This window comes from Rhodococcus sp. P14, assembly GCF_000256505.1.
In the GTDB taxonomy this organism is placed as follows: domain Bacteria; phylum Actinomycetota; class Actinomycetes; order Mycobacteriales; family Mycobacteriaceae; genus Rhodococcus; species Rhodococcus ruber.
Map to the genome: position 1 here is coordinate 1 of NZ_AJFC01000390.1, position 13,363 is coordinate 13,363.

Here is a 13,363-nt window from a genome sequence, read left to right on the forward strand (position 1 = left end):
GCTGGTTCGATCCCAGCCGGGACCACAGCACCGACGAAGGGCACCCCACGGGGTGCCCTTCGTCGTTTCCGGGCCGGCGCGGTTCGCGTCCGGCCGGAACGTGTCGGCGACGGAGCGGCGGTGACCTGCGCGTTCACCGAACCGCGCTGCGCTGATGGCAGGATTGCGGTCGGTGTGAGGAGGATGCGACTGATGAGCGTCGCCGACAACAACTGGCCCCTGGTCGGGGCCACAGGAGCACGATTCGGATCGGCCGGCCGCCGGCGCAAGGATCACCCGGCACCCGGCGCCGCCGACCGCGGAGCGGCCACGCCCGCGGTGGACGCCCCGACCACGGGGACCTCCGCGGCCGTCGCCGTCCCCGCGTCGCAGCCGATGCCCGCGGTCCCGAGGCACACGGCGGCCACGAGGGAGGAAGAACCGATCGGGCAGCAGCCCTCCTTCGTCCGTCCCTTCGTGCGCAGCCAGGGCCGGACCCGCTCCGAGGTGGATCTCCCGCTCGAGGTCCTCGTCTCCGCCGTGAGCGACGCCGAGGGAACTGCGGGTCTCGAGGAGCACCGCACCATCCTGGCGCTGTGCGCCGAACCGCGGTCCATCATGGAGATCGCGGCCCTGGCCCGACTGCCTCTGGGCGTCGCACGTGTCCTGGTGGGAGATCTCGCCGCCACGGGAGAACTCACCGTCCACCGCACCGCCGACGGACTCGGACCCGACGCCCAGTTGCTGTCTCGGGTCCTCGGCGGCCTGCGTCGGCTCTAGCCCGCCCGACGCCCGGCAGTGCCCGGGTGAACTGCCGTTCCGGGTGGTGTCGATAGCATGGTCTGGTTGCCGGACGCGTGGCATACCCCGCGGCGTCGGCGGCACCCATCACCGGCACGAGCCCGAGGAGCCCACCACAGTGACGACGCCCGCATCCGTAGACCCCACCGTGCTCGTCCGGGTGCCCGCGGGGACCACTGCCGGTGCCGCCCTCCGGGAGGCGGGCCTGCCCAACAGCGGGCCCGACGCGGTCGTCGTGGTCCGCGACGAGGAGGGGCGGCTGCGGGACCTGTCGTGGACGCCGGAACAGGACACCCAGGTCGAGCCGGTCGCCGCCGCCACCGAGGACGGCCGCTCCGTCATCCGGCACTCCGCGGCACACGTCCTCGCCCAGGCGGTGCAGCAGGAGTTCCCCGAGGCCAAGCTCGGCATCGGTCCCCCGATCAAGGACGGCTTCTACTACGACTTCCAGGTCGACCGCCCCTTCACTCCCGAGGACCTGACGAAGCTCGAGAAGCGCATGAAGCAGATCGTCAAGGGGGCGCAGCGGTTCTCCCGCCGCGTCGTCGAGAGCCTGGACGACGCACGCGAGGAACTGAAGAACGAGCCGTTCAAGCTCGAGCTGATCAGCGAGAAGTCGGCCGGAAACAGCTCCCTGGACGAGGACCCCGAGATCATGGAGGTCGGCGGCAAGGAACTGACGATCTACGACAACCTCAATCCGCGCACCGGCGAGAAGATCTGGGCCGATCTGTGCCGCGGTCCGCACATCCCCACCACCAAGTACATCCCGGCGTTCAAGCTCACCCGCAGCTCCGCCGCCTATTGGCGCGGCGACCAGGACAATGCCGGTCTCCAGCGCATCTACGGCACCGCGTGGGAGTCCGCGGAGGCGCAGGAGCGCTACCTCGAGCTGCTCGCCGAGGCCGAGCGCCGTGATCACCGCAAGCTCGGCAACGAGCTCGACCTGTTCAGCTTCCCCGACGAGCTCGGCTCCGGCCTCCCGGTGTTCCACCCCAAGGGCGGCATCATCCGCCAGGAGATGGAGAACTACTCCCGCAAGCGGCATGTCGAGGCCGGCTACGAGTTCGTGTACTCCCCGCACATCACGAAGGGTCACCTCTACGAGGTGTCCGGCCATCTCGACTGGTACCGCGACGGCATGTTCCCCGCGATGCACATCGACGAGGAACTGGCCGAGGACGGCACCGTGCGCAAGCCGGGCCAGGACTACTACCTCAAGCCGATGAACTGCCCGATGCACAACCTCGTCTTCCGGTCCCGCGGCCGGTCCTACCGCGAGCTGCCGCTGCGGCTGTTCGAATTCGGCTCGGTGTACCGGTACGAGAAGTCCGGCGTCGTCCACGGTCTGACCCGGGTGCGTGGCATGACGCAGGACGACGCGCACATCTACTGCACCCGCGAGCAGATGCGCGACGAGCTGACCACGACCCTGAACTTCGTCCTCGACCTGCTCAAGGACTACGGCCTCGAGGACTACTACCTCGAGCTGTCGACGAAGAACCCCAAGAAGTTCGTCGGCGACGACGCCCTGTGGGAGGAGGCCACCGAGACCCTGCGCGAGGTCGGCGAGGCCTCCGGGCTCGATCTCGTGCCGGATCCGGGCGGTGCCGCCTTCTACGGCCCCAAGATCTCCGTCCAGGTTCAGGACGCGCTCGGGCGCAGCTGGCAGATGTCGACGATCCAGCTCGACTTCAACCTGCCCGAGCGATTCGAGCTCGAGTACACCGGCCCCGACGGCAGCAAGCACCGGCCGGTGATGATCCACCGGGCCCTGTTCGGTTCGATCGAGCGCTTCTTCGGCGTGCTCACCGAGCACTACGCGGGTGCCTTCCCGGCGTGGCTCGCCCCCGTCCAGGTCGTCGGGATTCCCGTCGCGGAGGCCTTCGAGGATCACCTGTTCGACGTCACCCGGCAGTTGAAGGCCGCCGGGGTGCGGGCCGAAGTCGACACCAGCGACGACCGGATGCAGAAGAAGATCCGCAACCACACCACGCAGAAGGTGCCGTTCATGCTGCTCGCGGGCGAGCGTGACGTCGCCGCCGGCGCGGTCAGCTTCCGGTTCCGCGACGGTACGCAGGTCAACGGGGTACCCGTGGCCGACGCGGTCCGTCTGGTGACCGAGTGGATCGAGCGGCGGGAGAACGCCTCGCCCACCGCGGAGCTCGTCGCTCCCGTCGACCGCGGCGGCGCCGCATGAGCGGGGACTGCTCCGACGACGCCCTCGTCGATCGGGGTGCCGGCGAACCCGATCACCTCCAGCGACTGTGGTCCCCGCACCGCATGTCGTACATCGCGGAGGCGCCCCGCTCCAAGGAGGCGCCCTACGAGCCCTTCACCGACATCCCGAAGATGCGGGACGAGGAGGGCCTCGTCGTCGCGCGCGGCGAGCACGTGTACGCGGTGCTCAACCTGTATCCCTACAACCCCGGCCATCTGATGGTCGTGCCGTACCGGCGGGTCGCCAACCTCGAGGACCTCACCCCCGAGGAGAGCACCGAGCTGATGTCGTTCGCGCAGCGGGCGATCCTGGTCATCAAGAGCGTCTCGCGGCCGCACGGCTTCAACGTGGGGCTCAACCTCGGGGCCGCCGCCGGGGGCTCACTCGCCGAGCACCTGCACCTGCACGTGGTGCCGCGGTGGGGTGGCGACGCCAACTTCATCACCGTTCTCGGCGGCGCCAAGGTCATGCCGCAGCTGCTGCGCGACACCCGCGCGTTGCTCGCTGCGGCCTGGAACGACTGACACCGGCCCGAACCGAACGCCGTCCCCGCGACTATATGGTTGTCGCCGTTCGCAGGCATGGCAGGATCGTGTCCCGGACGCAACGATGTGACGAAAGACGGGGGTCGGTGGGATGCTCAGCTTCTTCGGGCGTGCGTCGGTGTCGAAGGTCACCGCGCCGCTCGGCAGGGCCCTGATCCGCACCGGCCTCACGCCGGACGCGGTGACACTGATCGGCACCGTCGCCACGATCGCCGCCGCCGTGACGCTGTTCCCGATGGGGCAGTTGTTCTGGGGTGCGATGGTGATCGGGCTGTTCGTGATGTTCGACATGCTCGACGGCGCCATGGCGCGGGCCCGAGGTGGCGGCACCCGCTTCGGCGCGGTCCTCGACGCCACCTGTGACCGGGTCGCCGACGGTGCGATCTTCGCCGGGCTCGCCTGGTGGGCGGTCTACGAGGAACAGAGCCGGCCGCTGCTGGTCGCCACCCTCATCTGCCTCGTCACCTCCCAGGTCATCTCCTATGCCAAGGCCCGCGCGGAAGCGAGCGGCCTGTCCGCCGACGGCGGCTTGATCGAACGTCCCGACCGGCTCGTCATCGTCCTGGTCGGCGCCGGCTTCACCGGGCTCGGCCTGTGGTGGGCGATCCACGCCGCAATGTGGCTGCTCGCCGCCGGTTCGGTGATCACCGTGTTCCAGCGGGTGCTCGCGGTGCGGCGCTCCCCGGAGGCCCGCGAGCTGCTGCCCCTGCCGTCGTCGACTCCGGCCGACGGAGCACCGTCGTCGGCCCCGGCCGACGGAGACGCCCGATGAGCGTGACGGAACGCGCCTCCGACCTCGGCTACGCCGCGGGATGGCGGCTCGTGCGGGCGCTGCCCGAGTCCACTGCGCGCCGGCTGTTCGACGTCGGGGCCGAGTACGCCGCCCGTCGCGGCGCCGGCCCGCAGCAGTTGCGCCGCAACCTGGCCCGCGTCCTGGGTGTGCCCGCGGCGCAGGTCCCGGACGAGCTGATCCGACAGTCCCTGCGGTCCTACGCCCGGTACTGGCGGGAGGCGTTCCGGCTGCCCTCCATGGACCTCGCCGCGACGGCTGCGGCACTCGACGACGCCGTCGAGGGCCGCGAACACATCGAACAGGCCCTGGCAACCGGGCGCGGTGCAATTCTCGCCCTGCCGCACAGCGGGAACTGGGACATGGCCGGTGTGTGGTGCACGCAGACCTACGGCGGACTGTCCACGGTGGCCGAACGCCTGCGCCCGGAATCGCTCTACCAGCGGTTCGTCGCGTACCGCGAAAGCCTCGGCTTCGAGATCTTCCCCCTCAGCGGCGGTGAGACCCCGCCGTTCGACCGGCTCGAGACCCGGTTGCGCGAGAACCGGATCGTCTGCCTGCTCGGCGAACGCGACCTGGCCCGCAGGGGCGTGCCGGTCACGTTCTTCGGTGAGCCCACCCGCATGCCCGCCGGCCCGGCGAAGCTGGCCGTCGAGACCGGGGCGCCCCTGCTGCCGGTGCACTGCTGGTTCACCGACGACGGCTGGGGTTTCCGGGTCCATCCCGAGATCGACGTCACCGGCGGGATCGGACCGGCGACCCAGGCGCTGGCCGACTGCTTCGCCGCGGACATCGCCGAACACCCGGCGGACTGGCACATGCTGCAACCGCTCTGGCTCGACGACCTCTCCGAGGCCCGCCTGGCCCGGATGGAGGCGCGGTGAAGATCGGCATGGTGTGCCCGTACTCGTTCGACGTACCGGGCGGGGTGCAGGCGCACGTCGTGGACCTGGCGACCGTGCTCATCGAACGCGGCCACCGGGTCAGTGTCCTCGCTCCGGCATCCGACCGCACGGAACTGCCCGACTTCGTCGTCTCCGCCGGACGCGCCGTCGCCATCCCCTACAACGGGTCCGTGGCACGTCTGAGCTTCGGCCCCGTGTCCTACGCGCGGGTCCGGCGATGGATCAACGACAACGACTTCGACGTCCTGCACATCCACGAGCCCAACGCCCCGAGCCTGTCGATGCTCGCCCTGAAGATCGCGGAAGGGCCCATCGTCGCGACCTTCCACACCTCGACGACCAAGTCGCTGGTACTGAGCACGTTCCAAGGTGTGCTGCAGCCGTATCTCGAGAAGATCAGCGGTCGCATCGCCGTGTCCGAGCTCGCCCGCCGCTGGCAGGTGACCTCCCTCGGCTCCGACGCCGTGGAGATCCCCAACGGAGTCGACGTGTCGTCGTTCGCGCACGCCCCCGCGTTGCCCGGGTATCCCCGCGCCGGCCGCACCGTGCTGTTCCTCGGCCGGTACGACGAACCGCGTAAGGGCATGGGGGTGCTGCTCGGCGCGCTGCCCCTGCTCGTCGAGCACTACCCGGACCTGCAGGTCCTCGTGGTCGGCCGCGGGGACGAGGAACGGCTGCGCAAGGAGGCCGGACCGCACGCACGGCACCTGCGGCTGCTCGGCCAGGTGTCCGACGCGGAGAAGGCCTCGGCCATGCGCAGCGCCGACGTCTACTGCGCCCCCAACCTCGGTGGGGAGAGCTTCGGCATCGTGCTCGTGGAGGCGATGGCCGCCGGTACCGCGGTAGTGGCCAGCGAACTCGACGCGTTCCGCCGGGTGCTGCGCGACGGCCGCGCCGGCGTACTCGTCCCGGTGGGCGACTCGGCGGCGCTCGCCGCTTCGATCCGCGGCCTGCTCGACGACGCAGCCCGGCGCCGCGCCCTCGTGGAGGCGGCGAACGAGATCGTCGGCGCGTACGACTGGCCGGTGGTGGCCGAGCAGATCCTGCGCGTATACGAGACCGTCACGGTCGGGGCCGGGCCGGTCCGCGAGGTCCGGTCGTGACATGCAGCCGGGCGACGCCGCCGCGTGAGGGGAGTGGGACGTGACGCTGTCCGCGCTGACCGTACTCGTCCTCGCGCTGGTCACCGCGCTCGTCGTCGCGCTCGGGCTGTGGGCGTACGGCACGGCCAACCGGCTGGACCGGCTGCACGTGCGGTCGGACCTCTCCTGGCAGGCGCTCGACGCCGCCCTGGCTCGCCGCGCCGTGGTGGTGCGCGGGATCGCGGCCTCCGTCCCGGTCGCCGAAGGCCGCCGGCTGGCCGCCCTGGCCGACCGTGCCGAGCGGGCGGACCGTGCCGAACGGGAGTCGGCGGAGAACACGCTGTCGGCCGCCGTGGCCGCGGTCGACACCGAGCGGCTCCGACCGCAGCTGGTGGCCGAACTCGCCGACGCCGAGGCGCGGGTGCTGATCGCCCGCCGATTCCACAACGACGCCGTCCGCGACACCCTGGCATTGCGTGCCCGCCGTCCGGTCCGGTGGCTGCACCTCGGTGGCACGGCGCCGTTGCCCACCTACTTCGAGATCACCGAGCGCACCGGCCCGGCTGCCGCGACGGGCCTGTCGCTCGACGAGACGCGCACCTCGGCGCGGGTCGTGCTGTTCGACCACGAGGGGCGGGTGTTGCTGCTGCGCGGCCACGACCCGACCACGCCGGACGTGCACTTCTGGTTCACCGTCGGCGGCGCCGTCGAGGTGGGGGAGACGTTGCGCGCGGCCGCGGCCCGCGAGGTAGGGGAGGAGACCGGTCTGCCGGTCGCGCCCGGGCAACTGTGCGGACCCCTGTGGCGCCGAGTGGCGGTATTCCCCTTCAACGGGGAACTCATCCGTTCGGAGGAGCTGTTCTTCGCCCTGCAGACGCCCGCCTTCGAACCGGGGAGCAGCGGATTCACGGACCTCGAGCGCCGCATGAGCCTCGAACACCGTTGGTTCGCCGAGAACGAGATCCGGGACCTGCAGCGACGCGGGGAGGCCGTGTACCCGCAGGATCTCGCCGATCTGCTGGGCGAGGCGCGTGACGTCGCCGTACGCCGCGTGGAACCGGAGGTTCGTGCCATCCGGTGAGCTGCGGCGCTCGAGGCAGGCCGTGTCGATGCCCGCGAGGCAGGCCAGGGCCTCGCGACTGGCTATGGGACGGCCGTCCGGCCGCACCTAGAATCGGGAGCGGCGTCGTGACGTGCCCGAATCCGTCCGCCGCGCCAGTCTCTGCAGGCCATACCCCAGGAGTTTGTTGCTGTGAGCAGCCCCGAGTCCGTCCCCACCACCGGTACCGCCCGCGTCAAGCGCGGCATGGCCGAGATGCTCAAGGGCGGCGTGATCATGGACGTGGTCACCCCCGAGCAGGCGAAGATCGCCGAGGACGCGGGTGCCGTCGCCGTCATGGCGCTCGAGCGCGTCCCCGCCGACATCCGCGCCCAGGGAGGCGTGTCCCGCATGTCCGACCCGGACATGATCGAAGGCATCATCGAGGCCGTGTCCATCCCCGTGATGGCCAAGGCGCGTATCGGTCACTTCGTCGAGGCGCAGATCCTGCAGGCCCTCGGCGTGGACTACATCGACGAGTCGGAGGTGCTCACTCCCGCCGACTACGAGAACCACATCGACAAGTTCGCGTTCACCGTGCCGTTCGTGTGCGGCGCCACCAACCTCGGTGAAGCGCTGCGCCGGATCAACGAGGGCGCGGCGATGATCCGTTCCAAGGGTGAGGCCGGCACCGGCGACGTCTCCAACGCCACCACCCACATGCGGAAGATCCGGCAGGAGATCCGGCGGTTGACCTCCCTGCCGGAGGACGAGCTGTACGTCGCGGCCAAGGAACTGCAGGCCCCGTACGACCTGGTCGTCGAGGTCGCCCAGGCCGGCAAGCTGCCGGTGACCCTGTTCACGGCCGGGGGCATCGCCACCCCGGCGGACGCGGCGATGATGATGCAGCTCGGCGCCGAGGGCGTGTTCGTCGGTTCGGGCATCTTCAAGTCCGGCAACCCGGCCGAGCGTGCCGCCGCGATCGTCAAGGCCACCACCTTCTACGACGACCCGGGCGTGCTCGCGAAGGTCTCGCGCGGCCTGGGCGAGGCCATGGTCGGCATCAACGTCGACGACATCCCGGTGCCGCACCGCCTCGCCGAGCGAGGCTGGTGACCCGCACGACCGCCGGCTTTCCCGGGTGCGACGGGAGCCTCCACCGTGTCGGAGGCTCCCGTCGCTCCGTTCCGGGCACCTGCCGCTAGCCTGTCGCAGGACTGGGAAGGAGCCCGCATGGCGAAGATCGAGGAGATCCTGGCGCTCGAACATCTCGAGAAGAACATCTTCCGGGGCGTGGCGACGGAGACGTCGCTGCAACGCACCTTCGGGGGCCAGGTCGCCGGGCAGGCGCTGGTGTCCGCGGTGCGCACCGTCGATCCGGCGTACTCGGTGCATTCGTTGCACGGATACTTCGTCCGTCCCGGTAACCCGGCGAAGCCGATCGTGTATCTCGTCGACCCGATCCGCGACGGCCGGTCGTTCGGCACCCGGCGGGTGACTGCCGTTCAGGACGGGCAGGCGATCTTCACCATGTCCGCATCGTTCCACGTCCAGGACGAGGGCATCGAGCACCAGGACGAGATGCCCCCGGTGCCGGATCCCGAGGAACTCTCCGGCCTCGCGGACTCGGAGGACCCCGGAAACGAGTGGGCCAGGCGGGAATGGCCCGAGTGGGACCTGCGGCGGGTGCCGGAGGACCGCATCTTCCGGCGCACCGGCATCGTGTCCCAGCAGCAGGTGTGGTTCCGGGTCCGGGACCCGCTCCCGGACGACAACGTGCTGCACGTGTGCACCCTGGCGTACATGAGCGACATGACGTTGCTCGGTTCCGCGAGCGTCGCGCATCCCGACGAGAAGACCCAGGGCGCCTCCCTCGACCACGCCATGTGGTTCCTGCGCTCCTTCCGCGCCGACGACTGGTTGCTGTACGACCAGACCTCCCCGTCGGCCGGCTTCGGGCGGGCCCTGACACAGGGACGCATCTTCGACCGGAACGGGCGCATGGTCGCCGCGGTGGTACAAGAGGGATTGACCCGCTACCTGCGTTGATGAGCGGGTGCCCGGTTCCCGGTCCGTGAGCCGGGGCACCTCGGCCCGGCTGCTAGCGTGGACGTCCAGGTTCCGGGCGGGCGTTGCCCGTCCCCGACAGAACAGGCGACAGTGGAAAGTTCTCCGACCATCGGCGTGCTCGCTCTCCAAGGCGACGTCCGCGAGCACCTGACCGCACTCGAAGCGGCCGGCGCCCGCGCGATCGGCGTGCGCCGGCCCGGCGAGCTCGACGCCGTCGACGGCCTGGTGATCCCCGGTGGGGAGTCCACCACCATGAGCCGGCTGTTGCAGGTGTTCGACCTCCTCGAGCCGCTGCGTGCGCGCCTGAAGGCCGGGCTGCCCGCGTACGGATCCTGCGCCGGGATGATCCTGCTCGCCTCGCAGGTCCTCGACACCCGTCCGGACGCCGAGCATCTCGACGCCCTCGACATCACGGTCCGACGCAACGCCTTCGGTCGCCAGGTCGACTCGTTCGAGGCCGACCTCACCGTCGCGGGCATCGAGGGCGACCCGGTGCGTGCGGTGTTCATCCGGGCCCCCTGGGTGGAAGAGGTCGGCCCCGGCGTGGAAGTTCTGGCCACCGTCCCGGAGGGGCCGGCCGCCGGACGGGTCGTCGCCGTGCGCCAGGGCGCCGTGATGGCGACGTCGTTCCACCCGGAGGTCACCGGTGACCTCCGGGTGCACCGGCTGTTCGTCGACACCGTCCGTTCGGGGTCACTGCTCGCGGAGTAGAATCGACCCTCCGAACCAGTCGGACCCGGTCCGACCTCACCTCGCCGGAAGGGGCTCCAATCGAATGAGCGGCCACTCCAAATGGGCCACCACCAAGCACAAGAAGGCGGCCATCGACGCCAAGCGCGGCAAGATGTTCGCGAAGCTGATCAAGAACATCGAGGTGGCGGCCCGGACCGGCGGTGGTGACCCGGCGGGCAATCCGACGCTGTACGACGCCATCCAGAAGGCGAAGAAGAGCTCGGTCCCCAACGACAACATCGAGCGGGCCCGCAAGCGTGGCGCCGGTGAGGAAGCCGGCGGCGCGGACTGGCAGACGATCACCTACGAGGGCTACGGCCCCAGTGGCGTCGCCGTCCTCATCGAGTGCCTCACCGACAACCGCAACCGCGCGGCGGGCGAGGTCCGCACCGCGATGACCCGCAACGGCGGCAACATGGCCGACCCCGGTTCGGTGTCGTACCTGTTCACCCGCAAGGGTGTCGTCGTGCTCGAGAAGAACGGCCGCACCGAGGACGAGATTCTCGAGGTGGTGCTCGAGGCCGGTGCCGAGGAGATCAACGACCTCGGCGACAGCTTCGAGATCGTCTCCGAGGCGGGCGACCTCATCGCCGTGCGCACCGCGCTCGTCGAGGCGGGAATCGACTACGAATCGGCCGATCCGGACTTCCGGGCCTCGGTCGAGGTGCCCGTCGACGCGGAGAGCGCCCGCAAGGTGTTCAAGCTCGTCGACGCGCTCGAGGATTCCGATGACGTGCAGAACGTCTACACCAACGTCGACGTCTCCGACGAGGTCCTCGCCGAACTCGACGCCTGAGTCGGACGGCTCCCGGCCGGGGCTGCGTGTCGGTACCGCGACGCGCCGCCCCGGCCGCTATGCTCTCGAACAGTTGTTCGTAGCGGTCGAGAGGTGAACGGGTGCGCGTGATGGGTGTGGACCCGGGACTGACGCGATGTGGTTTCGGCATCGTGGACACCGGTCGCGGGCGCGAGGTCGCTGCCGTCGCAGTGGATGTCATCCGCACACCTCCCGAGATGGACCTGCCGTCCCGGCTGCTGTGCATCTCCACGGCCGCCGAGGAGTGGCTCGACCGCTTCGAACCCGAGGTCGTCGCCGTCGAGCGGGTGTTCTCCCAGCACAACGTCCGTACCGCGATGGGCACCGCCCAGGCGGGGGGAGTGGTGGCGCTCTCCGCCGCCCGGCGCGGCATCCCGGTGGCCTTCCACACCCCGAGCCAGGTCAAGTCCGCGGTGACCGGAAACGGCTCGGCCGACAAGAAGCAGGTCACGGCGATGGTCACCAAGATCCTGGGCCTCGCCGCCGCCCCGAAGCCCGCGGACGCCGCGGACGCCCTCGCCCTGGCGATCTGCCACTGCTGGCGTGCGCCCATGCTCGCGCGCATGGCCGCCGCCGAAGCCGCCGCGGCCGAACAGAAACGACGGTACGAGGCGCGGCTGCGGGAACAGGCCGCCGCGCGGAAGGCAGGTGCACGGTGATCGCCTCGGTGCGCGGGGAAGTGCTCGAGATCGCCCTCGACCACGTCGTCATCGAATCCGCGGGGGTCGGCTACCGGATCCACGCCACGCCCGCCACCCTCGCCACGCTCCGTCGTGGCGAGGACACCCGCCTGGTCACGGCGATGATCGTGCGCGAGGACTCGATGACGCTGTACGGGTTCCCCGATCCCGACGCCCGGGACCTGTTCGGGTTGCTGCAGACGGTCTCCGGTGTCGGACCCCGACTCGCGATGGCCACCCTCGCGGTGCTCGATCCGGACTCGTTGCGTGCGGCCCTCGCCGACGGCAACACCGCTGCCCTGACCCGGGTCCCGGGCATCGGCAAACGCGGCGCCGAACGCATGGTCGTCGAACTACGGGACAAGGTGGCGGCGTACGCCGGCGCCTCCGCCCCGACGGCGGTGGTCGGCTCACCGATGCGGGACCAGGTGGTCGAGGCTCTCGTCGGGCTCGGTTTCCCCGTCAAGCAGGCGGAACAGTCCACCGACACGGTTCTCGCAGGTGACCCGCACGCCGACACCTCGACCGCGCTGCGGTCGGCGCTGGCTCTGCTGGGCAAGAGCCGATGATCGAGGACTTTCCCACCGAGGGAGCCTCGGACGAGGCTCCGATGACCGCCGAGTACACCGCCGGCGACGGCGACGTCGAGGCGAGTCTGCGGCCCAAGAATCTCGACGACTTCATCGGCCAGCCCCGGGTGCGGGAACAGCTGCAGCTGGTGCTGCGCGGGGCGAAGCTGCGCGGCGGCACCCCCGACCACATCCTGCTGTCCGGCCCACCGGGCCTGGGCAAGACGTCGATGGCCATGATCATCGCCGCCGAACTCGGGTCGTCGCTGCGGCTGACGTCGGGCCCCGCCCTGGAACGGGCCGGCGACCTGGCCGCGATGCTGTCCAACCTCGTCGAGGGGGACGTGCTGTTCATCGACGAGATCCACCGCATCGCGCGTCCCGCCGAGGAGATGCTGTACCTGGCGATGGAGGACTTCCGCGTCGACGTCGTCGTCGGCAAGGGTCCGGGTGCGACGTCGATCCCCCTCGAGGTGGCCCCGTTCACCCTCGTCGGAGCCACGACCCGTTCCGGGGCGCTGACCGGCCCGCTGCGCGACCGGTTCGGCTTCACCGCGCACATGGACTTCTACGAACCGGCGGAGCTACAGCAGATCCTGCTCCGCTCGGCCCGCATCCTCGGCATCGACCTGGGCGAGGAGGCGAGCGCCGAGATCGCCGGCCGTTCCCGCGGCACCCCGCGCATCGCCAACCGGCTGCTGCGACGGGTCCGCGACTACGCCGAGGTCCGCGCCGACGGCGTCATCACCCGCGAGATCGCCCGGGCCGCCCTCGCCGTCTACGACGTCGATGCGCTCGGCCTGGACCGACTCGACCGGGCCGTGCTGGGCGCGCTCGTCCGAAGTTTCGGGGGCGGACCGGTGGGCGTGTCCACCCTCGCGGTAGCCGTCGGTGAGGAGCCCGGCACCGTCGAGGAGGTGTGCGAGCCGTTTCTGGTGCGGGCGGGCATGATCGCGCGTACCCCGCGCGGGCGGGTCGCGACCCAGGCGGCGTGGCTGCAACTCGGGCTGACCCCGCCGCCGGAGGCCGCAACCGGCGGCATCGAGGTGCGGGCCCGCGAACCGCAGCCCGGCCTGTTCGACGACGACTGACCGCTCCGCCACCGGCGCCGGTACAGCAGCCGCGCCGGTAAT

14 protein-coding genes are annotated in these 13,363 nt (G+C 70.7%); all 14 read left to right on the forward strand.

Features of this window, described 5'->3' with window-relative positions; translation table 11 throughout:
- Positions 1-192 precede the first annotated feature (192 nt).
- The 14 genes from OEY_RS0126950 to ruvB all read left to right on the forward strand — a co-directional run bounded on the left by OEY_RS0126950 (position 193) and on the right by ruvB (position 13,321).
- Positions 193-759: a DUF742 domain-containing protein gene (locus OEY_RS0126950; RefSeq protein ID WP_010596833.1), complete on the forward strand. Its 567-nt coding sequence runs from the start codon at positions 193-195 to the stop codon at positions 757-759.
- 139 nt (positions 760-898) lie between these two features.
- Positions 899-2,980, forward strand: coding sequence for a threonine--tRNA ligase (thrS, locus tag OEY_RS0126955; protein WP_010596834.1), 2,082 nt, complete (start codon positions 899-901; stop codon positions 2,978-2,980).
- Complete coding sequence (locus OEY_RS0126960) at positions 2,977-3,525, forward strand: HIT family protein (RefSeq protein WP_010596835.1); 549 nt, start codon at positions 2,977-2,979, stop codon at positions 3,523-3,525. The genes thrS and OEY_RS0126960 overlap by 4 nt, the downstream gene beginning before the upstream one ends.
- A gap of 112 nt (positions 3,526-3,637) precedes the next feature.
- The gene (pgsA, locus tag OEY_RS0126965; protein ID WP_010596836.1) at positions 3,638-4,318 is read left to right on the forward strand and encodes a phosphatidylinositol phosphate synthase; all 681 of its coding nucleotides are present in this window, start codon (positions 3,638-3,640) and stop codon (positions 4,316-4,318) included.
- A complete protein-coding gene (locus OEY_RS0126970; protein ID WP_010596837.1) occupies positions 4,315-5,220 on the forward strand; it encodes a phosphatidylinositol mannoside acyltransferase in 906 nt (301 codons plus the stop codon). Before pgsA ends, OEY_RS0126970 begins: the two co-directional genes overlap by 4 nt.
- The gene (locus tag OEY_RS0126975; protein WP_010596838.1) at positions 5,217-6,344 is read left to right on the forward strand and encodes a glycosyltransferase family 4 protein; all 1,128 of its coding nucleotides are present in this window, start codon (positions 5,217-5,219) and stop codon (positions 6,342-6,344) included. The genes OEY_RS0126970 and OEY_RS0126975 overlap by 4 nt, the downstream gene beginning before the upstream one ends.
- Before the next feature lie 40 nt (positions 6,345-6,384).
- Positions 6,385-7,404, forward strand: coding sequence for an NUDIX hydrolase (locus tag OEY_RS0126980; protein WP_010596839.1), 1,020 nt, complete (start codon positions 6,385-6,387; stop codon positions 7,402-7,404).
- Positions 7,405-7,575: 171 nt separating this feature from the next.
- The gene (gene pdxS / locus OEY_RS0126985; protein WP_010596840.1) at positions 7,576-8,478 is read left to right on the forward strand and encodes a pyridoxal 5'-phosphate synthase lyase subunit PdxS; all 903 of its coding nucleotides are present in this window, start codon (positions 7,576-7,578) and stop codon (positions 8,476-8,478) included.
- A 117-nt stretch (positions 8,479-8,595) separates the two neighbouring features.
- A complete protein-coding gene (locus OEY_RS0126990; protein ID WP_010596841.1) occupies positions 8,596-9,411 on the forward strand; it encodes an acyl-CoA thioesterase in 816 nt (271 codons plus the stop codon).
- Positions 9,412-9,522: 111 nt separating this feature from the next.
- Positions 9,523-10,143, forward strand: a complete 621-nt coding sequence (gene pdxT, locus OEY_RS0126995; protein WP_026137913.1) for a pyridoxal 5'-phosphate synthase glutaminase subunit PdxT — start codon at positions 9,523-9,525, stop codon at positions 10,141-10,143.
- A gap of 64 nt (positions 10,144-10,207) precedes the next feature.
- Entirely contained in the window at positions 10,208-10,960 is a 753-nt protein-coding gene (locus OEY_RS0127000; protein ID WP_010596843.1) for a YebC/PmpR family DNA-binding transcriptional regulator, read from the forward strand.
- A gap of 101 nt (positions 10,961-11,061) precedes the next feature.
- Positions 11,062-11,640 carry a crossover junction endodeoxyribonuclease RuvC gene (ruvC, locus tag OEY_RS0127005; protein WP_017681352.1) on the forward strand — a complete coding sequence of 193 codons (579 nt, stop codon included), beginning with the start codon at positions 11,062-11,064 and terminating at the stop codon, positions 11,638-11,640.
- Positions 11,637-12,230, forward strand: coding sequence for a Holliday junction branch migration protein RuvA (gene ruvA, locus OEY_RS0127010; RefSeq protein WP_010596845.1), 594 nt, complete (start codon positions 11,637-11,639; stop codon positions 12,228-12,230). Before ruvC ends, ruvA begins: the two co-directional genes overlap by 4 nt.
- Complete coding sequence (ruvB, locus tag OEY_RS0127015) at positions 12,227-13,321, forward strand: Holliday junction branch migration DNA helicase RuvB (protein WP_010596846.1); 1,095 nt, start codon at positions 12,227-12,229, stop codon at positions 13,319-13,321. The genes ruvA and ruvB overlap by 4 nt, the downstream gene beginning before the upstream one ends.
- Positions 13,322-13,363 lie beyond the last annotated feature (42 nt).

What these genes read in the sequence shown, in the direction of transcription:
- OEY_RS0126970 (WP_010596837.1), top strand. Translation starts at nt 4,315, where the DNA reads ATGAGCGTGACGGAACGCGCCTCCGACCTCGGCTACGCCGCGGGATGG.
- OEY_RS0126960 (WP_010596835.1), top strand. Translation starts at nt 2,977, where the DNA reads ATGAGCGGGGACTGCTCCGACGACGCCCTCGTCGATCGGGGTGCCGGC.
- ruvB (WP_010596846.1), top strand. Translation starts at nt 12,227, where the DNA reads ATGATCGAGGACTTTCCCACCGAGGGAGCCTCGGACGAGGCTCCGATG.
- pgsA (WP_010596836.1), top strand. Translation starts at nt 3,638, where the DNA reads ATGCTCAGCTTCTTCGGGCGTGCGTCGGTGTCGAAGGTCACCGCGCCG.
- OEY_RS0126950 (WP_010596833.1), top strand. Translation starts at nt 193, where the DNA reads ATGAGCGTCGCCGACAACAACTGGCCCCTGGTCGGGGCCACAGGAGCA.
- OEY_RS0126990 (WP_010596841.1), top strand. Translation starts at nt 8,596, where the DNA reads ATGGCGAAGATCGAGGAGATCCTGGCGCTCGAACATCTCGAGAAGAAC.
- OEY_RS0127000 (WP_010596843.1), top strand. Translation starts at nt 10,208, where the DNA reads ATGAGCGGCCACTCCAAATGGGCCACCACCAAGCACAAGAAGGCGGCC.